24 protein-coding genes, 1 other RNA gene and 1 pseudogene are annotated in these 20,186 nt (G+C 64.3%); 16 read left to right on the top strand and 10 right to left on the bottom strand.

Annotated elements, in window-relative coordinates; all coding sequences use genetic code 11:
• Window positions 1-212 precede the first annotated feature (212 nt).
• Window positions 213-395: a hypothetical protein gene (locus B5J99_RS09985; protein WP_162892547.1), complete on the top strand. Its 183-nt coding sequence runs from the start codon at window positions 213-215 to the stop codon at window positions 393-395.
• A 25-nt stretch (window positions 396-420) separates the two neighbouring features.
• On the opposite strand, the gene B5J99_RS09980 is transcribed toward B5J99_RS09985, so the two are convergent.
• The 4 genes from B5J99_RS09980 to prfB all read right to left on the bottom strand — a co-directional run bounded on the left by B5J99_RS09980 (window position 421) and on the right by prfB (window position 4,233).
• Entirely contained in the window at window positions 421-783 is a 363-nt protein-coding gene (locus tag B5J99_RS09980; protein ID WP_069049471.1) for an acyl-CoA dehydrogenase family protein, read from the bottom strand.
• A 103-nt stretch (window positions 784-886) separates the two neighbouring features.
• Window positions 887-2,290, bottom strand: coding sequence for an NAD(P)H-dependent flavin oxidoreductase (locus tag B5J99_RS09975; protein ID WP_054133284.1), 1,404 nt, complete (start codon window positions 2,288-2,290; stop codon window positions 887-889).
• Between the two features lie 94 nt (window positions 2,291-2,384).
• A complete protein-coding gene (locus B5J99_RS09970; protein WP_117352316.1) occupies window positions 2,385-3,080 on the bottom strand; it encodes a class I SAM-dependent methyltransferase in 696 nt (231 codons plus the stop codon).
• A 25-nt stretch (window positions 3,081-3,105) separates the two neighbouring features.
• Window positions 3,106-4,233: a peptide chain release factor 2 gene (prfB, locus tag B5J99_RS09965; protein ID WP_054133286.1), complete on the bottom strand. Its 1,128-nt coding sequence runs from the start codon at window positions 4,231-4,233 to the stop codon at window positions 3,106-3,108.
• A gap of 112 nt (window positions 4,234-4,345) precedes the next feature.
• Here prfB and aat point away from each other — a divergent pair, with 112 nt between their 5' ends.
• Window positions 4,346-5,170, top strand: a complete 825-nt coding sequence (aat, locus tag B5J99_RS09960) for a leucyl/phenylalanyl-tRNA--protein transferase (RefSeq protein WP_054133287.1) — start codon at window positions 4,346-4,348, stop codon at window positions 5,168-5,170.
• 35 nt (window positions 5,171-5,205) lie between these two features.
• Here the strand turns inward: aat and B5J99_RS19900 are convergent.
• From B5J99_RS19900 to B5J99_RS09940, 4 genes and pseudogenes are all read right to left on the bottom strand, one after another.
• Window positions 5,206-5,388, bottom strand: a pseudogene (locus tag B5J99_RS19900) (DUF2155 domain-containing protein); the annotation flags it as partial.
• Between the two features lie 248 nt (window positions 5,389-5,636).
• Window positions 5,637-6,032, bottom strand: a complete 396-nt coding sequence (locus B5J99_RS09950; RefSeq protein WP_054133289.1) for an NADH:ubiquinone oxidoreductase subunit NDUFA12 — start codon at window positions 6,030-6,032, stop codon at window positions 5,637-5,639.
• 210 nt (window positions 6,033-6,242) lie between these two features.
• Window positions 6,243-7,148 (bottom strand): RNA polymerase sigma factor RpoH, encoded by a 906-nt coding sequence (gene rpoH, locus B5J99_RS09945; RefSeq protein ID WP_054133290.1) that lies wholly within the window; start codon window positions 7,146-7,148, stop codon window positions 6,243-6,245.
• Between the two features lie 76 nt (window positions 7,149-7,224).
• Entirely contained in the window at window positions 7,225-8,196 is a 972-nt protein-coding gene (locus tag B5J99_RS09940) for an RluA family pseudouridine synthase (protein ID WP_117352315.1), read from the bottom strand.
• A 16-nt stretch (window positions 8,197-8,212) separates the two neighbouring features.
• Between B5J99_RS09940 and B5J99_RS09935 the strand changes: the two genes are divergently transcribed.
• The 10 genes from B5J99_RS09935 (at window position 8,213) to rnpB (ending at window position 16,947) form a co-directional block, all read left to right on the top strand.
• On the top strand, window positions 8,213-8,620 hold the full coding sequence (locus B5J99_RS09935) for a M67 family metallopeptidase (RefSeq protein ID WP_117353449.1): 408 nt from the start codon (window positions 8,213-8,215) through the stop codon (window positions 8,618-8,620).
• 171 nt (window positions 8,621-8,791) lie between these two features.
• A complete protein-coding gene (locus B5J99_RS09930; RefSeq protein WP_054133292.1) occupies window positions 8,792-9,442 on the top strand; it encodes a histidine phosphotransferase family protein in 651 nt (216 codons plus the stop codon).
• An 85-nt stretch (window positions 9,443-9,527) separates the two neighbouring features.
• Entirely contained in the window at window positions 9,528-11,909 is a 2,382-nt protein-coding gene (locus B5J99_RS09925) for a chemotaxis protein CheA (protein ID WP_117353448.1), read from the top strand.
• On the top strand, window positions 11,906-12,340 hold the full coding sequence (locus tag B5J99_RS09920; RefSeq protein WP_054133293.1) for a chemotaxis protein CheW: 435 nt from the start codon (window positions 11,906-11,908) through the stop codon (window positions 12,338-12,340). The genes B5J99_RS09925 and B5J99_RS09920 overlap by 4 nt, the downstream gene beginning before the upstream one ends.
• 112 nt (window positions 12,341-12,452) lie before the next feature.
• Window positions 12,453-12,818 carry a response regulator gene (locus B5J99_RS09915; protein ID WP_054133294.1) on the top strand — a complete coding sequence of 122 codons (366 nt, stop codon included), beginning with the start codon at window positions 12,453-12,455 and terminating at the stop codon, window positions 12,816-12,818.
• A gap of 25 nt (window positions 12,819-12,843) precedes the next feature.
• A complete protein-coding gene (locus B5J99_RS09910) occupies window positions 12,844-13,938 on the top strand; it encodes a chemotaxis protein CheB (RefSeq protein ID WP_054133295.1) in 1,095 nt (364 codons plus the stop codon).
• Window positions 13,935-14,804: a CheR family methyltransferase gene (locus B5J99_RS09905; protein ID WP_117352314.1), complete on the top strand. Its 870-nt coding sequence runs from the start codon at window positions 13,935-13,937 to the stop codon at window positions 14,802-14,804. The genes B5J99_RS09910 and B5J99_RS09905 overlap by 4 nt, the downstream gene beginning before the upstream one ends.
• 74 nt (window positions 14,805-14,878) lie before the next feature.
• Window positions 14,879-15,823, top strand: a complete 945-nt coding sequence (locus B5J99_RS09900; protein ID WP_117352313.1) for a DMT family transporter — start codon at window positions 14,879-14,881, stop codon at window positions 15,821-15,823.
• A gap of 32 nt (window positions 15,824-15,855) precedes the next feature.
• Window positions 15,856-16,506, top strand: a complete 651-nt coding sequence (locus B5J99_RS09895; protein WP_117352312.1) for an N-acetylmuramoyl-L-alanine amidase — start codon at window positions 15,856-15,858, stop codon at window positions 16,504-16,506.
• 37 nt (window positions 16,507-16,543) lie between these two features.
• Window positions 16,544-16,947: RNase P RNA component class A (gene rnpB, locus B5J99_RS09890), an RNA gene on the top strand.
• 31 nt (window positions 16,948-16,978) lie between these two features.
• Here the strand turns inward: rnpB and B5J99_RS09885 are convergent.
• Window positions 16,979-17,170, bottom strand: a complete 192-nt coding sequence (locus B5J99_RS09885; RefSeq protein ID WP_054133299.1) for a hypothetical protein — start codon at window positions 17,168-17,170, stop codon at window positions 16,979-16,981.
• Window positions 17,171-17,424: 254 nt separating this feature from the next.
• On the opposite strand from B5J99_RS09885, the gene B5J99_RS09880 reads away from it, so the two are divergent.
• Window positions 17,425-17,958, top strand: a complete 534-nt coding sequence (locus B5J99_RS09880; protein WP_054133300.1) for a J domain-containing protein — start codon at window positions 17,425-17,427, stop codon at window positions 17,956-17,958.
• Window positions 17,959-17,987: 29 nt separating this feature from the next.
• Window positions 17,988-18,284 (top strand): (2Fe-2S) ferredoxin domain-containing protein, encoded by a 297-nt coding sequence (locus B5J99_RS09875; RefSeq protein WP_117352311.1) that lies wholly within the window; start codon window positions 17,988-17,990, stop codon window positions 18,282-18,284.
• 70 nt (window positions 18,285-18,354) lie between these two features.
• Here the strand turns inward: B5J99_RS09875 and B5J99_RS09870 are convergent, their stop codons facing one another.
• Window positions 18,355-18,738 (bottom strand): glycine zipper 2TM domain-containing protein, encoded by a 384-nt coding sequence (locus tag B5J99_RS09870; RefSeq protein WP_117352310.1) that lies wholly within the window; start codon window positions 18,736-18,738, stop codon window positions 18,355-18,357.
• Between the two features lie 190 nt (window positions 18,739-18,928).
• On the opposite strand from B5J99_RS09870, the gene B5J99_RS09865 reads away from it, so the two are divergent.
• Together B5J99_RS09865 and rarD are read left to right on the top strand one after the other, a co-directional pair.
• Complete coding sequence (locus B5J99_RS09865; RefSeq protein WP_054133303.1) at window positions 18,929-19,150, top strand: hypothetical protein; 222 nt, start codon at window positions 18,929-18,931, stop codon at window positions 19,148-19,150.
• A 9-nt stretch (window positions 19,151-19,159) separates the two neighbouring features.
• A complete protein-coding gene (rarD, locus tag B5J99_RS09860) occupies window positions 19,160-20,083 on the top strand; it encodes an EamA family transporter RarD (protein ID WP_117352309.1) in 924 nt (307 codons plus the stop codon).
• Window positions 20,084-20,186: the final 103 nt, after the last annotated feature.

The raw sequence follows: 20,186 nt of genomic DNA, 5'->3' as shown, positions 1-20,186 counted from the left end.
GTCAATTGTCAGATATTGTGTCACTAATTTACAACAGTTCGCCGCACACCCACCGAAAACATCCAGATTCGGGACGATTCGGGAGACACTTCGCAATTGCAGCATTGCGAATACCCCCGATACTGGGGTAAATTGATGTTTCGAGTTCAGGGGTGGCTCGACGAGGGAATGCGGGTCGCACCGTTTCCGTTGGGGGCAAAATGGTACTGAGCTTGTTTGAAAGCGCCGAACAGCGGCGCAAGGATGATCGCGAACTCGACACGATCCACAAGAAATATGGCGACACCACCGTCGACGTATTGGATGCGCGTGCACGCGACGAAAGTCTGACCGATCGCGAGCGCAAGCATTGGTCGCGGTTGCTGCGCAAGGCGCGGCAACGGTTTCGCGATTGACCGGAGGGTGAGGCAGGCATCTGCCTCACCGCCTCTGATCGAAACGTCGGCCGATCATCGTGCTGGCAATGTTGACCTGCTGCAAATCGATCGCGCGCCCGGCGATGCCCCAGCCCCAGGCATCATGCATCCGCCGCTCCATGGGATTTCGCGCGGAATAGCCATAGCCACCCATCAGGTTCACCGCCTTGCCGGTCACGCACCGGGCGACGTGATTGGCGAAGCTTTTGGCGGATGAACTGTCGAGGATCGACGGCAGGCCCTGGTCCGAATTCGCCGCCGCACGCCAGATCAGCAGCCGCGCGGCCTTCTGCGCCAGCTCCGTTCGCGCGAAACGCCACACCGCATAGCGCAGCGGCAACTGCTCATCCGAAAGACCGAAATCCATCTCCGCATCCCTTTAACCGATCGGTTAACTAAGGGATGCGGGAGAATGCGCGCCGGGTCAATCACCAGTTGTGACAGCCTGCCCCGAAGCGCCCACCAATGCGTCAGTCCCCGGTGAGGATACGGTCGACCAGCTGCTTGACCGTGGGCACAAAGCCGTTCGAATAGAACGGGTCGGTGCCGAAATTGTAGGCGGCGTGCCCTGCGAACATCAGGTTCTTGTCGACATCCTCACCATGCGCGATGTTCTGCAGCGCCTTCTGGATACAGAAGCTTCGCGGATCAGCGAGATAGCCAGTCGAGTTGTTGTCATGGTCCTTCCACGACGAAAAGGCGCAATGCGACAGACAGCCCATGCAATCGGTCTGGTCCTTGCGGATCTCGGCTCGCTCTTCGGGGGTGCAGAACACCAATGTGTTGTCGGGCGTCTTGAGCGCGGTGGTGAAGCCTTGCGCGTCCCAGCGGCGCGCGCGCTGCAGGTCGGTGGGCGTGACCCAGAAGTTCTTGCCCTTCACCCCGACATCGAGCTGGGACGTGTGTTCACCTGCGGTCTCGGTCGAGAACGGGATCTGCCGCTCAGAACGGGCCTCCAGGCTGCGCAGGAACGGGTTGCGCACCGCGCTAGAGTAAAACCCGGTGGGGCTGAACTTGTGCAGCAGGACATCGCCCGGCTTGATCTTGGTGAGCTCGTCCTTCCACCCCTTCGGGATCGGGCTTTCCTGGGTCAGCAGCGGACGGGTGCCGAACTGGAACGAGATCGCGCCCAGTTCGGGATTGTCGATCCAGTTCTCCCAGTCGCGCAGGAACCAGACCCCGCCCGCCATCACGATTTGCACGTCTTCCGACACGCCCTCAGCGCGCATCGTCTCGCGCAGCGCGGCGACGCGCGGATAGGGATCCTGCGGCACGCGAGGGTCCTCAGCGTTGGACAGGCCGTTGTGCCCGCCCGCCAGCCAGGGGTCTTCATAGACCACCGCCGCCATCAGATCGGCATATTTGTGGTAGGCGCGCTTCCACAGCGCGCGGAAGGCGCGGGCCGAGCTGACGATCGGCAGATAGCTGACATTGTACTGCGCCGCGATCTCGGACAACTTGTAGGGCATGCCCGCACCGCAGGTGACGCCTGCGACCATGCCACGCGTCTGTTCCAGAATGCCGTGCAGAATCGGCTGCGCGCCGCCCATTTCCCACAGCACGTTGATGTTGATCGCGCCTTGGCCCCCGGAGATTTCATACGCCCGGCGGACCTGCTCGACACCGCCTGCGATGCCGTAGCGGATCAGCTCCTCGTGGCGCTCGGCGCGGGTGCGGCCGTGATAGATCTGCGGGATGACGTTGCCGTTTTCGTCATAGCTGTCAGCGTTCACCGCCGAGACGGTGCCGATGCCGCCTGCTGCCGCCCATGCGCCGGAGCTTGCATGGTTGGTGGCGGAAACACCCTTGCCACCCTCGATCAGCGGCCAGACTTCGCGTCCGCCATAGACAATCGGCTTCAAACCCTTGAACACGTAATAGCTCCCACATTAGCGCAGTCGTATAAGCATGCTGCGCAGCAAATGCCCAATAAAAACGCTTCCGGGACGATCGCGTTGCCCCCGCGGCTCAGCGTTGCGCGCATCCCTTGATGCTGGCGGGATCCGGCGCCGGGCCCACCGCTTCGAACCGCGCAAAATAGCCTGCGATATCCGGCTTTTCGATGAATTCGACCAGCTTGTACCCCACCGCCTCGAACTCGCAGAACAGCAGCTTGGGGGGAATGCCATGGCGGTTGGTCGGCCGATCGACATCGACCACGATCACCTGCCCACCCTTTTTCAGCGCAGGCCGCATCCGCCAGATGAACGCATAGGGCTCGGTCACCTCATGGTACATATGCACCATGAAGATGCGGTCGAAGCTCTTTTCCGGAAGCCGGGGATCGTCGATATCGCCGGGCTTGATCGAGACATTGTCCAGCCGTTCGCGCTCGACGCGGGTGCCCAGTCGCTTGAGCGCTGAATCATCGATATCCTGCGCGAGCACCCTGCCCTCCCGGGCCACCCGTTCGGCCAGCCGCACGGTGTAATACCCGTTGCCCGCGCCGATATCGGCGACGGTCATGCCCGGCGCAACGCCTGCCAGATCCATGACGGTGCTGGCCTCATTGCGATCGTCGCGCGCTTCCTCGTTGGAAAACTCGTTGCTGACCACGCCTGCCACCGCCCGATCGGCCCGCGGAAAGGCGCGCGCGGTTTCTGGCCGGTCGCTCTGGTCACCCGATGCCGGCTGGCAGGCGGCAAACCCAGCCGTTGCCAGCAACAGCCCAGCCCACCGACCGAACCGGTCAGTCGACATCTTCGACGTCCACCTTCTCGCCGGTCACCTTCTGCGACAGCGCCGCTGCCATGAACGGATCAAGCGCGCCATCGAGCACATCGCCCGGCGCGGTGGAGGTCACCCCGGTGCGCAGATCCTTCACCAACTGATAGGGCTGCAGCACATAGGAGCGGATCTGGTGGCCCCAGCCGATCTCGGTCTTTGCGGCGTATTCGCCTGAAGCCTCGGCCTCGCGCTTCTGCATCTCGGCCTCGTACATCCGGGCCTTGAGCATGTTCATCGCGGTAGCGCGGTTCTTGTGCTGCGACCGGTCGCTCTGGCTGGCGACGATGATACCGCTGGGCACATGGGTGATGCGCACCGCCGAATCGGTGGTGTTGACGTGCTGTCCGCCCGCGCCCGATGCGCGATAGGTATCGATCTTGAGATCGCTTTCCTTGATGTCGATCTCGAAGCTGTCGTCGATCACCGGATAAACCCAGACGCTCGAGAAGCTGGTATGACGCCGCGCCGAGCTGTCATAGGGCGAGATCCGCACCAGCCGGTGCACGCCGCTTTCGGTCTTGGCAAAGCCATAGGCGTTCTCGCCCTTGATCAGCAGCGTCGCGGACTTGATGCCCGCCTGTTCGCCCGCGTGATAATCGACCAGCTCGACCTTGTATCCGCGCCGCTCGGCCCAGCGCGAATACATCCGCTGCAGCATTTCGGCCCAGTCCTGGCTCTCGGTGCCGCCTGCGCCTGCATGGACTTCCAGATAGGTGTCGTAGCTGTCGGCCTCGCCCGCAAGCAGCGCCTGCACCTTGTCGCGCTCGGCGCGCTCGGCCAGCGCCTTCAGGCTCGCAAGCCCTTCGGCGACCGTCTCATCATCGCCCTCGGCCTCGCCCAGCTCGACGAACTCGATCGCATCGGACATTTCCGCGGTGATCTCGTTCACGGTGCCGATCGCCTGTTCCAGCCGGCGCCGTTCGCGCATCACCTCTTCGGCACCCTTGGGGTCGTTCCACAAGGTCGGGTCCTCGACGCGCGCGTTGAGCTCGTCGAGCCGGCGCAGCGCGCGGTCCCAATCCAGAAACTTGCGGACCAGCGCCAGTGCGGCGTTGATGGTGTCAATATGGGCCTGCCCTTCGGCACGCATGGGGTCACTCCTGATGTATTTGGTCCCGCGCTCTAGCTGAAAGCCGGGCAATCGCAAAGCCCTGCGCGGTATGCGTGATTGATCTTGGCCCGGCAGCCCCTAGATTGACTGGATGCACGGCACCCCCGGCCCGGTAACGATCGATCTGACCATGCTGATGCGCGCCTACGCCATCGGTATCTTCCCGATGGCCGATGCCCGCGACGATGTCGATGTTTTCTGGGTGGAGCCGGAAATGCGGGCGATCCTGCCGCTCGACAGCTTCCACCTGTCGAAATCCCTGAAGAAGGTGATCCGCTCCGACCGCTTCACTGTCACCTGCAACCGCGCCTTTGGCGAGGTCATCGCGCTGTGCGCCGAATCCGCCGACGGACGCGAGCAGACCTGGATCAACCGCACGATCGAGGCGAGCTTCATCGCGCTGCACAACCAGGGCCGCGCGCACAGCATCGAATGCTGGCAGGGTGGCGCGCTGGTCGGGGGGCTGTACGGTGTCGAGATCGGCCGGGCGTTCTGCGGCGAAAGCATGTTCAGCCGCGCCACCGATGCCAGCAAGGTAGCGCTCGCCTGGCTGGTCGCCAGCATGCGCAAGGGCGGGCTTCGCCTGCTCGACTGCCAGTTCATCACCCCGCATCTCAAGTCGCTGGGCGCGGTCGAGATCCCGCAGGCTGATTATCTCAAGCTGCTGGGCGATGCGATCAGCGAATCGCCGTTCGCGCCGCCGCGCGTGCAGCGCCCGCATCCGGTGATGCCGGGGACTTATTCGGTATCGGTCGACGGTGTCGTTGGCGCCGGAGCCGATTCGGGGCTGGTCGCCGGATTTTCCGCATTGGCAGGGGCGGATGCCGCGGGCCTTGCCGCAGGTGCGCCCTCTTCTTCCAGCGGTGCATCCTCGCCTGGATACTCCATCGCGCAGTTCTTGACCCAGACATCATAGATCGGGTGCTCGACGACGTTGAGCGACGGCGATTCCTTGAACACCCAGCCGGAGAAAACCCGCTTCCAGACCGGATCGGACGAGCGGGTTTCGCGGTGCTGGACCAGCAATTGAACGAACGCGCCGGTTTCGGGGACCGGCTCCCACGGCGCGGTGCGCTCGCACGCCGACAACCGGACGATCGCATCGCCGATGCGCCGCGATTCGCCGGGCTTCATTTCGAGATCCCGGGTTTCGCCGTTGCGCTTGTTGAGAAAGGCGATCGTCGCGACGCGCTCGGCCATCGGCGTAGCTTCGCCTTCGACAAGCGCAACCGGCGCACGAACCTGCGCCTTTGGCGCAGCCTTGGACTGAGCCTGGGTCTTGCTGCCCGGCATCAGCCGATCGCCGAACTTCGACCAACCGTAAACGCCTGCCCCGAGGAGCGCGGCGACCAGAATGACGATGGCGATGATTCGCCCGCGCGTCACGCCTCGGGAGTCCACGCTTCATAGTCGCCAGTCGCCGCAGCGCGCACCCCGCCCCGGTCGAGCGAGCCTGCAGGGCGATAGGCACCGGTGGTTCCAGTCAGGTTGGGGACATAGTCCTTTTCCCATATGCGCGGGGGCGGCAGATGGCTTTCGGGTACCGCATCATAGCTGTTGTGCAACCAGCCATGCCATTCGGAAGGCACCCGGCTCGCATCATTGGCGCCCTTGTACAGCACCCACCGGCGCTCCTTCTGGCCCTTTTTGGGCTTGGAGCGGAAATAGGTGTTGCCCTGATGGTCCTCGCCGACCTTCTCGCCGTTCAGGGCGCTGAACAGATGCGTGCCGACGGTTGCGCCGTCCCACCAGGTGAAGATTTTTCCCAATAGTCCCATGGCAGCCCGCTTAATGCGTGGGAGCGGAAAGGGGAAGATGGTTTTGCATCGCTTGCGCCCGCTTTATTGTCCGGTCTGCCGCGTGCCGGGCGAAATTTTACAGACGCCAGATGTGAGTGAAGCGGGACAGCATGGCCATCCCGCTTCCGTCCACAGGTGCGACCCTTGGGGATCAAGGTCGTGGGGGGCCTGGCGCCCCCGGGCGAATGTTCAGCCGGCCAGCGCCATCTGCTTGTCGCTGACAAGCCGGTGCATGGCCTTTTGCAGCTTTTCGAAAGCGCGCACCTCGATCTGGCGCACGCGCTCGCGGCTGACATTGTAGACCTGGCTCAGCTCCTCGAGCGTCTTGGGGTCATCGACCAGACGCCGTTCGTTGAGAATGTGCCGCTCGCGCTCGTTCAGCGCCTGCAGCGCCTCGCCCAGCATTTCGTGCCGCATCGATGCTTCCTGCGCATCGGCGACAGCTACGTCCTGCAAAGGCGCATCGTCGGTCAGCCAATCCATCCACTGGCCGTCGCCATCCTCGCGCATCGAGACGTTGAGCGACGCATCACCCCCCATCGCCATGCGGCGGTTCATGTTGACAACTTCGGTTTCAGACACGCCCAGCTTGGTCGCGATAGTCGTCACGTCGTCGGGATGCAGATCGCCATCCTCGAACGCACGCAGGTTGTTCTTCATCCGGCGAAGGTTGAAGAACAGCTTCTTCTGCGCGGCGGTGGTGCCCATCTTGACGAGGCTCCAGCTGCGCAGGATGTATTCCTGGATCGATGCCTTGATCCACCACATCGCATAGGTCGCGAGGCGGAAGCCACGATCCGGCTCGAATTTCTTCACCCCCTGCATCAGGCCGATATTGCCTTCGGAGATCAGCTCGCTGACCGGCAGGCCATAGCCGCGGTAGCCCATCGCGATCTTCGCGACGAGACGCAAGTGCGAGGTGACCAGCTGCGCGGCAGCCTCAGGATCCTGATGTTCCTGATAGCGCTTGGCGAGCATGTATTCCTGCTCGGGCTTGAGCAGCGGATATTTCCGGATTTCGGTGAGATAACGGTTCAGGCTCGCCTCTCCGCCAAGGGCGGGGATGGTGGCCGGGACACTTCTGGTCGCGCTCATGTTTTCCCTTTCTGCCAATCCGTTTTTCGGGCCTCGAAGGAGCGCCCGTCTTGGGGATCGCATTTCGACTTGCAACCTAAACACGCAATCTATCCAAAAGTTCCGCCATGTCGGCCGGAATCGGACTAAAAAAGTCGCATTCAGATTTCGTCACCGGATGTATAAACCCGAGCCGCTGCGCGTGCAATGCCTGACGACGGAAATCCACGGCTTTGAGCAGGTCCCGCAAGGGCTTTGGCGGCTTGGAATAGAGCGGGTCGCCGAGCAGCGCATGGCCGATGCTGGCCATATGGACGCGCACCTGATGCGTGCGCCCGGTTTCCAGCTGGCACTCGATCCGGGTGGCCCCGCTCAGCCGCTCCTCGGTAGTGAAATGGGTGACCGCGTGCTTGCCCCGCCCCTCCCCCACCATCGCCATCTTCTTGCGGTCATGATCGCTGCGCCCGATATTGCCGCGGACCGTGCCATCGGCTGGGCTTGGCCGTCCCTGCACGATCGCGACATAGCGCCGGTTGATCGAATGTTCGGCGAACTGCGCCGCCAGCCCCAGATGCGCGGCATCGGTCTTGGCGACCACCAGCAGCCCCGAGGTGTCCTTGTCGATCCGGTGGACGATTCCCGGCCGCGCGACCCCGCCGATGCCCGAAAGCTGGCCTGCGCAATGGTGCAGCAGCGCGTTGACCAGAGTGCCATCGGCATGCCCCGCCGCCGGGTGCACGACCAGCCCTGCTGGCTTGTCGATCACCAGCAGATCGGCATCCTCGTACACCACGCACAGCGCGATATCCTGCGCCTGGGTGTCAAGTGGCAGCGCTGCCGGGACCGCTATGGCATAACGCTGGCCCGCCGCCAGCTTCACCGAAGGCCGGGTGACCGGCTTGCCCTCGATCGTGACCGCGCCCTGGACGATCAGCGCCTTGATCCGTTCGCGCGACAAACCGGGTTCGGCCAGCGCCAGCCCCGCGTCGATCCGCTGGCCGTCGACCCCGCCAGGGATTGTGCCGGTCAGAGGCTCGCTTGCGGGCGTGTTGGTTTGCGCGGCATTCATCGCTATGCTGTGGCCGATGCAGATCATGCTTTCAAGCGCGCTCCACGCCCAGATGCTTGCACTGGCCGAGGTGGCGCACCCCCACGAATGCTGCGGGCTGCTGTTCGGCGACGACGGTGCAATCCGCCGCATGCAGCCTGTCGCCAATGTGTCGGACACGCCCGACCGCGCGTTCGAGATCGATCCGGCTGCGCTGATCGCGGCCGAACGCGCGATGCGGCAGGGGGGCGAGAGACTGATCGGTCATTTTCATTCGCACCCCAATGGCCGCGCCGAGCCGTCCCCCTGCGATGCCGCCAGCGCCGCAGCCGACGGCCGGCTGTGGCTGGTGATCGCAGGCCGAGCCATCACCGGCTGGCGCGCGCAGTCTGCAGGCGCATTGCTGGGCAGGTTCGATCCGGTTGATCTGGAGCTTGCCGACTGATCCTGCGGATCGCTTCTGGCCACCCCATCTTGCGCACCGGCTGGCGCGAGGTCGCGCAGCTGCCGCATTAAGGCTTGAACCTGTGCGACATTTTCGCCACATCGGCGGGGCGCGGCCCACCGGCCTGCGCACGCTTTCCTGTCCCTTCCTCCCAAAGGCCAGCCCCAGCCCATGTCCAGTCCTGCAGACCTGTCTGAAATCGACCTCGCCAGCCTTTTGTGTTCGCGGCTCTGCCATGATCTGCTGAGCCCGATCGGCGCGATGAACAACGGCCTGGAACTGCTCGCGGACGAGACCGATCCGGAAATGCGCGCGCGCTGCATCGAGCTGCTGACAGACAGCGCCCGGGCCTCTGCCAGCAAGCTCAAATTCTTCCGCCTGGCCTTTGGCGCGGCGGGAGGCTTTGGCGACAAGGTGGACGTCAATGAGCCGCGCCAGCTGATCGAGGGGCTGGTCGCAGACAAGCCGCGGGTCGAGCTGCAATGGCATGTACCGTCCGATCTGCTCGCCAAGCCCGCGGTCAAGGTGCTGCTGAACCTGGCGCTGATCGGCCTCGACGGCCTGGTGCGCGGCGGTCAGCTGATCATCGCGGCGGAAGAAAATGGCGGCACCTGCGAAATCGCGGTCAATGCGACCGGCCCCAAGGTGGTGATCGATGCTGCGGTGGCCGCTGCGCTGTCGGACGATCTGGCCCAGGCCACGATGAGCCCACGCACGGCACCTGCCTATATGATCAAGCAGATCGTGCGTCGCAACGGCGGCGATATCCAGCTCGCCGCCACGCCGGAATCGCTGGTCATCGGGGCCATGCTGCGCGTCTGAATCCGGCGCGCGGCCCGATCAGCCGCAACCTGATCTTAACCATATTCAGCGCAAACCGGAGCTCAAGCGCTCGCGGACGGTGGATATGGACGACCTGATACAGGAATTTATCGCTGAAACCCGGGAAACGCTGGACGCGCTGGCCAGCGAACTTGTGCTGTGGGAACAGAACCCGCACGACAGCACCCGGCTCGACAGCATTTTCCGCTTCGTCCACACGGTCAAGGGCAGCTGCGGCTTTCTCAACCTGCCCAGGTTCGAACGGCTGAGCCATGCCGCAGAGGATGTTCTGGCGCAGGTCCGCGATGGCAAGCGCGAGGCTTCCGCCCCGCTGGTCGATGCGGTGCTCGGGATCATCGACCGGATCGGCGAGCTGATCGTGGTCATGGAATCGGGCGAGGCCCTGCCCGATGGATCGGACTCAGACCTGATCGCTGCGCTGGATCGCGACCACAAGGCGCCGGAGCCTGCCACACCCGAACCTAGCATTCCCGCCAATGACACCGGCTCTGCCGCACGCCGACAGGCGGCCATCCGATCGATCCGCGTGCCGCTCGACCTTATCGATCATCTGATGAACGGCGTGTCGGACATGGTGCTGGCGCGCAACGAGGTCGCGCGATGCCTGCGCGACGAGCAGAACGGCCCGGTGCTCGAAAACGCCTTCGAGCGGCTGTCATCGTGCATCGCCGACATGCGCGATGCCATCGGCCAGACCCGCATGCAGCGGATCGAACGAATCTTCTCCCCCCTGCCGCGGCTGGTCCGCGATCTGTGCGCCGATCTCGGCAAGCAGGTCGATCTGCGCACCTCGGGCAGCAATGTCGAACTCGATCGCGAAATGATCGAGATGATCCGCGATCCGCTGACCCATATCATCCGCAACTCGATCGATCATGGCATCGAATCGCCCGCCGCGCGCAGCCTTGCGGGCAAGCCCGCCACCGGTCGGCTGAGCATATCGGCGCGCCAGTCGGGCAACCAGATCCTGATCGAGATCGCAGATGACGGGCGCGGCATCGATACCGACAAATTGGTGGCGCGCGCCCAGACCGCAAAGGTCCGCAGCGCATCGGAAATACACGCGCTGAGCGAACGCGCGCGGCTCGAGTTGATCTTTGCGCCAGGCCTTTCCACCGCAGACCAGGTGACCGCGATTTCCGGGCGCGGGGTCGGCATGGACGTCGTGCGCTCGAACATCGAGCGGATCGGCGGCTCGATCGATCTGGAAAACAATCCCGGCAAGGGGCTGCGCGTCATCCTGCGCGTGCCGCTGACGCTTACGATCATTCCGTGCCTTACCGTGCGCGCGGGCGGCCAGGAATTCGCGATGCCACGCTCGGCGATCCGCGAGATCCTGTTCGACAACAACGATCAGGTGCGCATCCAGCAGGTCGGCGGACGCGATCTGGCCTATATCCGCGGCGAGTGCCTGCCGCATGTCGCGCTCGAAACGCTGCTGGGGCTGGAACGCGCCACCAACCCCGCTGCGCGCCACCGCACGATCATCACCGTCAACGCCTCGTCCGAACTGCGCTACGCGCTTGCGGTCGAGGCGGTGATCGATCACGAGGAACTGGTGGTCCGCCCCGGCGCGCCCGTGATCATGGCCGACGGCCTGTACGCAGGCACCACCCTGCCCGACAATGGCCGCCCGATGCTGCTGCTCGATCCACTGGGCCTGGCGAACCGGGCGCAGCTCAATGAATTTGCGCGGCCCGACGAAAGCCAGCGCGGCGAGGCGCCCGATGCCGCCGAGATCGATGGCGGCTCCGCGCTGTTGTTCCGCGAGGCCGCGGGCATGTTGCGGCTGATGACGCTGGCGGCGGTCGAGCGCGTCGAGGATGTCGATGCCGCGCGGCTGGCGCTCGCCGGTGGCCAGGTGCGGCTGAGCATTGATGGCGAGAGCCGTCCGGTGTTCGGGCTCGACCAGCCCCCGCAATCGGGTCATGCCAAGCTGCTGCACCTCAGCGATGGGACCCGCCATGTGCTCTATGCGGTCGACGACGTGATCGATATCGTCCGGCTGCCCGCAAAGGTCGAACCGGCGAGCGCGCCGGGCCTGGTGGGTGGTATCGCGCTGATCGGCGATCAGCAGATCGAGGTGATCGACCCGCACTGGGTGTTCAGCAACATGATGGGCCCCGCGCCGTCCTCCGATCGGCCGGCATGCTGCCTGATCGGCACCGATGACCCCTGGACCCGCAACATCCTTGCGCCGCTGGTTTCGGCAGCCGGCTATCGACCGGTCTTCGGCGCTCCGGGCGACGGACAGCCCGGCGACGCCGCAGTGAGCATCATCGTCGGAGATTCCGCCGAAACACCCGCCGCGCTGAGCGGCGAGATCATCCGGCTGCGCGATACGCTGTCGGGCGATCCGCAGGATGCCGACACGATCTATCGCTATGACCGGGCCGCCCTGCTGGGTCGGCTGATCAACGGGCGCAACGGAGCGCTGGGCACATGAAAGAACTGTATCTGATCGCGGTCATCTCCGGGGAAAAGGTCGTCATCCCGGCAGAACAGGTCGACAGCGTGGTCAATGTTCGCGAATCGGTGCCGGTGCCTTCGGCTGCGCCGTTCATCGCGGGGTTGTTCGCGCTGCGCAGCCGGGTGCTGACGCTGATCGACTGCCAGTTCTTCGTCACCGGCGAGCCTGCAGACCTGACCCCCGGCCAACCGGCGATCGTCGTCAACATCGGCGGATGCCATTACGGCCTGCTGGTCGATGCGGTGATCGACGTGGTGCAATCGGTCGTGGCCCCTGCCCCGCTGCCCGGTCAGCTGCCTGCCGGGTGGAGCGATATCGGCCGGGCGCTGCTCGACTTCGACGGCAGCACCTATCTGCTGATCGACCCCGATTACATGGTCAATCCCGCGCTGCGCCGCGCAGCCTGATCTTGCGCGTTTTTGCGGTGAGCCGCGCCCGCCGATCACCGCTGTTAACATGCTGCTTACCAATCAGGCCTAATGTTCAGTGCGGCAACATTGCTGCGAGGAGGCCGCGCCCATGAAAACCTGTCTGGTTGTTGACGATAGCAAGGTAATCCGGAAGGTCGCTCGGCACATTCTGGAGACGCTGGACTTCACCGTCTCCGAAGCCGCCGATGGCAGCGAGGCGCTGGACCAGTGCCGCGACGTGATGCCCGATGTGGTCCTGCTCGACTGGAACATGCCGGTGATGAGCGGGATGGAATTCCTGTGCGCGCTGCGCAAGGTCGAGGGCGGCGCCGGGCCAAAGGTCGTCTTCTGCACCACCGAAAACGGCCGCGGCCATATCCAGGCGGCGATCGACGCAGGCGCGGACGAATATGTCATGAAGCCGTTCGACCGCGAAACGCTGCACAGCAAACTGCAGATCGTGGGCTGCGCCTGAGGACCGGCGCGGGGGGCTCCACCACATGACCGGCCTTGATCCCGTGGCATCTGCCCGGCGCCTAGCGCCGCTGGTGCCCGAAGCGTTGCCCGTCAGCCGTGTGCTGATTGTCGACGACAGCCTCGTCATGCGCTCGATCATCCAGCGGATCGTCGAGCAGGCACCCGGCTTTTCGGTCTGCGCCAGCCTCGCCTCGGCGCAGGCCGCGCTCGATTTTCTCGCCACCGAAGCTGCCGACATCGTCCTGCTTGATATCGAGATGCCCCGCCGATCGGGGCTCGATGCGCTTCCCGACCTCATCGCGGCCAGCAAGCAGGCGCGAATCCTGGTGCTGTCCTCGCACTGCACCGATGGCGCTCCCGCGACGCTGAAGGCGCTGGCGCTGGGAGCGAGCGACACGCTGTCCAAGCCCGACCATCAGTTCTATCCGCAAAGCTTCATCGCAGCCTTGCACGAGAAGTTGCGCATTCTGGGCGATGCGGCGCGGTTCTCGCGCCAAGCGATGCCGCCAGTGGCGGCAAGGCCCGTTGCTAGTCATGGAACGCTGGACTGCATCGCCATCGGATCCTCCACCGGTGGCATCAGCGCGATCCACGAACTGCTGCGCGGGCTCGACCCTGGCATTGATGCGCCGATCCTGGTGACCCAGCATCTTCCGCCCGACTTCATTCCGTTTCTCGTGCGCCACATCGCCGATCTGGGGCTGCGCCCGGTGCATCAGGCGCAGGACGGTGCGGTGCTGCAGCGCGGGCATATCTATTGCGCTCCTGGCACCGCGCATCTCGGCCTGCAGCACAGCGGCGGCCAGACGCGCATCGCGCTGATCCCCGAATGGCCCGGCACCGCCTACAAGCCTTCGGTCGATCCGATGTTCGCTGCGGTCGCCGAGTGCTTTGGCGCCAATGGCGCGGGCGTGATGCTGAGCGGCATGGGCGCTGACGGCCTGTCGGGCGCGCGGCTACTCGCCGCAACCGGCGCGCCGATCTATGTTCAGGATGCGCAGTCCAGCACCGTCTGGGGCATGCCCGGCGCCATCGCGCGCGACGGTCTTGCCAGCGTCATCCTTCCTCCCGCCGGAATTGCCCGGTTCATCGCCGATTGCTGGCTGGAGCCGAAATGATCCATTCCCAACCCGCCACCAATGCCACCCGCATCCTTGCAGGTCTGCTCGAAGCGCGCACCGGGCAGCAGATTGCGCCGAGCCGCTACTGGCGTATCCAGACCGCGCTGGCGCCGATGCTCAAGGCGCAGGGCATTCCCGATCTCGACGCGCTGGTCGCGGTGCTGTCCGATCCGGACAATGAAAAGCTGTTGCAGGAATCGCTCGATGCGATGCTCAACAACGAAAGCTTCTTCTTCCGCGACACCGCGATGTTCGCAGCGCTGCGGTCGGAGGCGTTTCCCGCGCTGCGTGAGCGCCGCGCCCAGCGCAAGACGCTGCGCATCTGGTGCGCAGGAACATCGACCGGGCAGGAAGCCTATTCGGTCGCCATGCTGTTCGATTCCGAGCGCGAGAAATGGGTCGACTGGAAGATCGAGATCGTCGGCACCGACATTTCGGCATCGGTCATCAGCCGCGCCAAGCTGGGGCGCTACAGCCAGTTCGAGATCCAGCGCGGGCTGTCGGTCGATTACATGCTGCGCTATTTCACCCAGGACGGCGAGGATTGGGTGATCGATCCGCGCCTGCAGGCCATGGTGACGTTCAAGGAAGACAATCTGCTCAAGCCGCGCGGCGACCTGGGCCGGTTCGACATCATCCTGTGCCGCAACGTTCTGATGTATTTCGCCACCGAGACCCGGCACATCGCCTATTCCAAGCTCGAAAGATCGCTCGAGAATGACGGCATGCTGATGCTGGGCGCAGCCGAAACGGTGCTGGGGCATACCGATCTGTTCTCGGCGACGCGCGAGTTGCGCGGACTGTATTGCAAGGCAGTCACCGGCAAGACCGGCCAGTCGATCTTTCCTGCGCCGCTGGGCTGACATTTTCGCACAATCTCTTCGCAGTTGCAGCATAAAGGCTGTTCTGACGGGGCATTTGCCCTATGCCACGCCGCATGACGCACGATTCGCCCGCGCCTGACCTGCCCGAACGGGGCTTTGGCCGCCTCGACTGGGCGGTCGCCATCGCCATGATGCTGCTGTGGGGCTTCAACATCATCGCGATGAAATCTGCCGTCGACAGCGCAGGCGCGCTTCCCGGCGCGTTTCTGCGCCAGGCGATCGTGGCGGTGGTGTGCCTGCCCTTCTTGCGGATCGTGCCGGGCCGGATGCGGTTGATCGGGGTGCTGGGCGTGCTCAGCGGCGGGCTGTTCTACGTCGCGGTCGGGCTGTCGCTGCAGGTCAGCACCAATGTCAGCGCGCTGGCCATCGCAGGCCAGCTGGGCGTTCCTTTCTCGCTGATCCTCGCGGTGATCTTCCTCAAGGAAAAGATCGGCATTCCGCGTCTGATCGGGATCATCCTTGCCCTTTTCGGGGTGGTGCTGCTGGTGTTCGACCCCAAGGTGGCGGGCGAGATGCCCGCGATCGCCATATCTGCCTGCGGGTCTCTGATCTGGGCGATCGCGACGCTCATCCAGCGCAATCTCGGCGGCATCGGCGTGCTCAACATCAGCGGCTGGCTGGGGCTGATCGGCTCACTGGTGATCCTGCCCTTCGCGCTGCTGCTCGAACCGAACGGCATGGCGATGCTGCCCAACCTCAGCATGGAAACCTATGCCTGGACGATCTACGCCGCGCTTGGCTCCAGCATCGGCGGGCATGGCGCGATGGTATGGCTGCTGCAGCGGCACTCGGTATCCACCGTCAGTCCGCTGACCATCCCCACGCCGGTGATCTCGGTCGCCTTTGCCACCTGGTGGTTCGGCACCCCGCTGACCGCGCTGATGATTGCAGGTGGATTGATCGCATTGCTCGGCGTCTCTATCGTGGCGATCCGCAACGCGCAAAGATCGCGGATGCTGGCCGAAGCACGGCTGATGAAGGAGGGCACCAGATCTTGATCGATACCCCGTCGCCTAACTTCGACGAACGCATGGCTCCGATCAGCATGCTGGTCCTGCATTATACCGGAATGCAGGACGCGCCGTCGGCGATCGACTGGCTCGCCAATCCCGCCTCCAAGGTCTCCGCGCATTATGTCGTCACCGAGGACGGCCAGATCATCCGCATGGTCGACGAGGCCAACCGCGCCTGGCATGCGGGCCGTGCGCACTGGCGCGGGATCAAGGACGTCAACAGCGCCAGCATCGGCATAGAGATCGTCAACCCCGGCCACGAATTCGGCTACCGCCCCTTCCCCGAAGAGCAGATGTCGGCGCTGATCCCGCTGGTGGCGGAGATCGTCGACCGCCACGGCATTCCGCGCGCCAATGTCGTGGGGCACAGCGATGTCGCGCCCGCGCGCAAGCAGGACCCCGGCGAGCTGTTCGACTGGCAGAGGCTGGCGCGGGTGCGGCTGGCGCTGCCGATTCCCGATGGCCGGCTGGTCGATCCGTACTGGAGCGACGGCGCGTTTCTGCTCGCGCTCGAGCGCTTCGGCTACGACATCTCGGACGGGCGCGCCGCCACGACCGCATTCCAGCGCCGCTGGCGCCCGGGCACGATCACCGGCGAGATCGACGGCGAGTGCCGCGCGATCCTGTTCTCGCTACTGCTCGACCGCGACGCGGGGCGGTACCGCTGATTGCGCTCTGCGCAAATCGCCGCTAGGGCCGCTGTTGCCAGAGGGTCGGGCAGCCGCGGGTTACGCAAGTGACGCGAGGAAAGTCCGGGCTCCACGAAACAAGGATGCCGGGTAACGCCCGGCGGGGGCGACCCCAGGGACAGTGCAACAGAAAGCAGGTTGCCCAAGGCTTCGGCCCGGTAACATTGAAAGGGTGCGGTAAGAGCGCACCGCGCGGCCAGCAATGGTTCGCGGCACGGTAAACCCCATCCGGAGCAAGACCGAATAGGGGCGGATTTGGTGATACGGTTTCTGCTTGCAGAGGCGCGTCCCAGGGGTGTTTCGGCCCCTTGCCGCCCGGGTTGGTTGCTTGAGCGGTGCAGCAATGCCCCGCCTAGAGGAATGGCTGCCCATGATCGGCAACGGTCAGGACAGAACCCGGCTTACAGACCCTCTGGCAATTTTATCCTGGAAGAATTGGGCGCAGGGGCGCTCAGAGCGAGGCGAGCACCAGGTGCGAGGGCACCATCTGCTCGACCGCAGCGGGAGAGCCTTCCAGCTGGTCCAGCGTGCACTCGGCAAAATCCTGCGCCGCATCGTCACCGGCGTAGGCCTGCGAACCCAGCACGAACGTCGCCATCATCGCGATGGACAGCATGGCGGAGAACATCAACTGGCGGCTCATTGCTCGGATTCCCTGATACGTCTTGATATGCAATCTATGTTGCATATGCGAAATAGATAGCGATGCAATCCTTTCAAGACCCTTAGCGTTCGACAAACGACATTTGCCGTCGATGAAGGGCGGGGGCGTTGCCGAAGGCTCTTCGGAACACCCGATGCCCCGCCTGCCCCTGCCAGGCACGCATCTCAGAGAGCGGACAAGCGTCGCCACCAAACCCCTAGCCCTTCCCCCCCATCATAGCTAAATGCCCACCGATGGCAGGCAAACGATCTTCTGACTGGGGCTTCCCCCGCTGGCGCGGCTATGGGTCGTCGCGCGAGGCGCAGACGGTGCGGATGTGTGACCGGCATGGTTGCAACGAGGCGGGGAACTGCCCCGCGCCCAAATCCCCCAACAGCCCGGACCGCTGGTATTTCTGCGAAAAGCACGCTGCGGAATACAACCAGGGCTGGGACTATTTCGCAGGGCTCGACAAGGAAGAGGCCGCCGCGCGCGCAGCCGAGGAAAAGCGCGACACCTCGGGCTATCGCGAATCGGTGTTCAACGAATGGGCAGGTTCGGGCGATGGCAGCCGGTCGCGCGACGAGATGCGCGCGCTCGATGTGCTGGAATGCCACGCGCACAGCGAATTCGACGAGATCAAGAAGGCCTATCGCCGCCTTGCCAAGGCCAACCATCCCGACACCAACCAGAACGACAAGGAGGCCGCCGTGCGCTTCCAGGCGATCCAGGCGGCCTATGCGGTGCTGCGCAGCGCCGAGGAAAGAAAGACCTGGAAAGGCGTGTAATCGCCGCACCGTCCCCCTATCTTTCACTCATGAAAACCGAAATCCGCAGCCACTGGTCGCACGCCGTGCTCGTCTGCAAGAAGTGCCAGAAACGCGCCAAAGCCAGCTTCGGCCGCGAAGAAACCCCCTCGCTCGCCAAGGCGCTCAAACGGCGCTTGCCTGGCGGCAAGGGGCGCAAGGCTCGGCTGGGGGTGATCGAGGTACCCTGCCTCGACATCTGCCCCAAAAACGGCGTGGTGCTGATCGACACCCGACATCCCGACAGCTGGCGGATCGTGCGCGAGGATGCCGATATCGACCGATTGGCCGAAGAGCTTTCCACCTGAACCCCACCACAGAGAAAGGGCCCCTTCCGTTTCCGGGAGAGGCCCTTTGTCGTCGTGCAGTGCTTGGGGTTTAGCGGCAGCTGACCCGGCTGCGATCGATGGCCCGGCCAGCGGCTGCGCCACCCAGGCCGCCGACGATGGCGCCCAGCGTCTTGTCGCCGCGTCCCGCGATCTCGTTGCCAAGCAGCGCGCCGACACCGGCGCCGACCAGCAGGCCGGTGGTTCCGTTGCTGCGCTGGCAGCGATAACGGCCGTCGTCACCGCGCCAGTAGCGGCCCTCGTAACGCGCCTGGCGGCGTGCATCGCGGCGGCCTTCACGATAGGCGCGGCGCTCGCCGCGATCGAACTGGGCGACTTCCTGCGAAAGGAAGCTGGTGGGGACCGGCAGGGCCACCGGGCTGGCGGGGGCCGGGTTCAACAGGGCAGCGGCGCTGGCAAGGGCAAGGTTCAACATGATGGTATCTCCACTGATTGCTCCGGGCGGTTCGTCCCGGCTCGAACTAACAACATTCATCCCCGCCGCCGGTTTCATGAACAGGATACAACATAGGTGAATCCGGCCATTCCGGGGTCGAACCGACCCGCTGGTGCGGTGAACCGATAATTCGCTTGCAACCATGCGCTGTCTTATCCATATAAGACACATGCTGAACATTCTTTCGATCCTCATCGGGATCATCGCCCTCCTGCTCGCCATTCCGGCCTTTCTGCCGCTGCTTGGCGCCCTGAACTGGCTGATCGTCCCGATCGCCCTGCTGGGCGTGCTGCTGGGCTTTCTGTCGAGCAGCAACACCGGACGCAATCTGTGTCTGGTCGTGCTGGTGATCTGCATTATCCGCCTATCGCTGGGAGGCGGCATCCTCTAACGCGCCGCGATGAGCGGTGAGAGAGAACGCCTGAAAGGCCTGCCGGAAGCGATCGGCGCATACACGATCTGGGGCTTCATGCCGCTGTTTTTCAAGCAGCTGCAGGGCATTTCCCCGGTGGAAATCGTCGCGCACCGGGTGGTGTGGTCGGTTCTGCTGATCACTGCGATCCTGTGGGCCAGCCGTCGTCTTGGTGAATTCACGTCCGCCTTGGCAGTCCCGCGGATCCGCCGTTACATGATCGCGAGCACGTCGCTGATCGCCGCCAACTGGCTGATCTATATCTGGGCGATCACCAACGAGCATATCCTGGCAGGCAGCCTGGGCTATTACATCAACCCGCTGATCAACGTGGCGCTGGGCGTGGTGTTTTTCCGCGAACGGATGAATCGTACCCAGATGGTCGCTATTGTGCTGGCGGCGGCAGGCGTGCTGGTGCTGGCGAGTGAATCGCTGGCGTCGATCTGGATCAGCCTGTCGCTTGCCGCCTCGTTCGGCCTGTACGGCATGGTGCGCAAGATGGCACCGGTGGGGTCGCTCCCCGGCCTTGCCTGCGAAACATCGCTGATGCTGCCGTTCGCGCTGGGCTATGTGTTGTGGGCGGGGCTGCACGATCCCACGCCGGGCTTCGGCTATTCGACGCTGACCGACGCCTATCTGATCGCAGGGGGCGCCATCACCACCATCCCGCTGCTGCTGTTCGCCAGCGCCGCGCGCAAGATGCCGCTGTCGACGCTGGGCTTCATCCAGTTCATCGGCCCGACGATCCAGTTCGTGCTCGGAGTGTTCGTCTATGACGAACCCTTCACCCGCGCGCACGCGATCTGTTTTGCACTGATCTGGGCGGCGGTGGCGCTGTTCTGCGTCGACGGCATTCGGCGCTCACGCGAGGCACGGCTGGCGACGGTGGAAGAACCTGCTCCAGCCTCCTAGGATCGTCATTCCCGCGAAAGTCGAATCCCGCTATCGCCGATGCTCCCATAAAAAAACGTCACCCCCGCTTTCGCAGGGGTGACGTGGTTGGATGTCGGGTGTC

Origin of the sequence: Blastomonas fulva, assembly GCF_003431825.1 — a bacterium.
Taxonomy (GTDB): domain Bacteria; phylum Pseudomonadota; class Alphaproteobacteria; order Sphingomonadales; family Sphingomonadaceae; genus Blastomonas; species Blastomonas fulva.
Note: the sequence above shows the minus strand (reverse complement) of the source record. Positions and strands in the feature narration are given on the sequence as shown.

Coding starts and splice junctions, on each gene's coding strand:
- B5J99_RS09980 (WP_069049471.1), bottom strand. CDS start 783: ATGGATTTCGGTCTTTCGGATGAGCAGTTGCCGCTGCGCTATGCGGTG.
- prfB (WP_054133286.1), bottom strand. CDS start 4,233: ATGCGTGCCGAAGGGCAGGCCCATATTGACACCATCAACGCCGCACTG.
- aat (WP_054133287.1), top strand. CDS start 4,346: ATGCACGGCACCCCCGGCCCGGTAACGATCGATCTGACCATGCTGATG.
- B5J99_RS09950 (WP_054133289.1), bottom strand. CDS start 6,032: ATGGGACTATTGGGAAAAATCTTCACCTGGTGGGACGGCGCAACCGTC.
- rpoH (WP_054133290.1), bottom strand. CDS start 7,148: ATGAGCGCGACCAGAAGTGTCCCGGCCACCATCCCCGCCCTTGGCGGA.
- B5J99_RS09940 (WP_117352315.1), bottom strand. CDS start 8,196: ATGAATGCCGCGCAAACCAACACGCCCGCAAGCGAGCCTCTGACCGGC.
- B5J99_RS09935 (WP_117353449.1), top strand. CDS start 8,213: ATGCAGATCATGCTTTCAAGCGCGCTCCACGCCCAGATGCTTGCACTG.
- B5J99_RS09930 (WP_054133292.1), top strand. CDS start 8,792: ATGTCCAGTCCTGCAGACCTGTCTGAAATCGACCTCGCCAGCCTTTTG.
- B5J99_RS09925 (WP_117353448.1), top strand. CDS start 9,528: ATGGACGACCTGATACAGGAATTTATCGCTGAAACCCGGGAAACGCTG.
- B5J99_RS09920 (WP_054133293.1), top strand. CDS start 11,906: ATGAAAGAACTGTATCTGATCGCGGTCATCTCCGGGGAAAAGGTCGTC.
- B5J99_RS09915 (WP_054133294.1), top strand. CDS start 12,453: ATGAAAACCTGTCTGGTTGTTGACGATAGCAAGGTAATCCGGAAGGTC.
- B5J99_RS09910 (WP_054133295.1), top strand. CDS start 12,844: ATGACCGGCCTTGATCCCGTGGCATCTGCCCGGCGCCTAGCGCCGCTG.
- B5J99_RS09905 (WP_117352314.1), top strand. CDS start 13,935: ATGATCCATTCCCAACCCGCCACCAATGCCACCCGCATCCTTGCAGGT.
- B5J99_RS09900 (WP_117352313.1), top strand. CDS start 14,879: ATGACGCACGATTCGCCCGCGCCTGACCTGCCCGAACGGGGCTTTGGC.
- B5J99_RS09895 (WP_117352312.1), top strand. CDS start 15,856: ATGGCTCCGATCAGCATGCTGGTCCTGCATTATACCGGAATGCAGGAC.
- B5J99_RS09885 (WP_054133299.1), bottom strand. CDS start 17,170: ATGAGCCGCCAGTTGATGTTCTCCGCCATGCTGTCCATCGCGATGATG.
- B5J99_RS09880 (WP_054133300.1), top strand. CDS start 17,425: ATGGCAGGCAAACGATCTTCTGACTGGGGCTTCCCCCGCTGGCGCGGC.
- B5J99_RS09875 (WP_117352311.1), top strand. CDS start 17,988: ATGAAAACCGAAATCCGCAGCCACTGGTCGCACGCCGTGCTCGTCTGC.
- B5J99_RS09870 (WP_117352310.1), bottom strand. CDS start 18,738: ATGTTGAACCTTGCCCTTGCCAGCGCCGCTGCCCTGTTGAACCCGGCC.
- B5J99_RS09865 (WP_054133303.1), top strand. CDS start 18,929: ATGCTGAACATTCTTTCGATCCTCATCGGGATCATCGCCCTCCTGCTC.
- rarD (WP_117352309.1), top strand. CDS start 19,160: ATGAGCGGTGAGAGAGAACGCCTGAAAGGCCTGCCGGAAGCGATCGGC.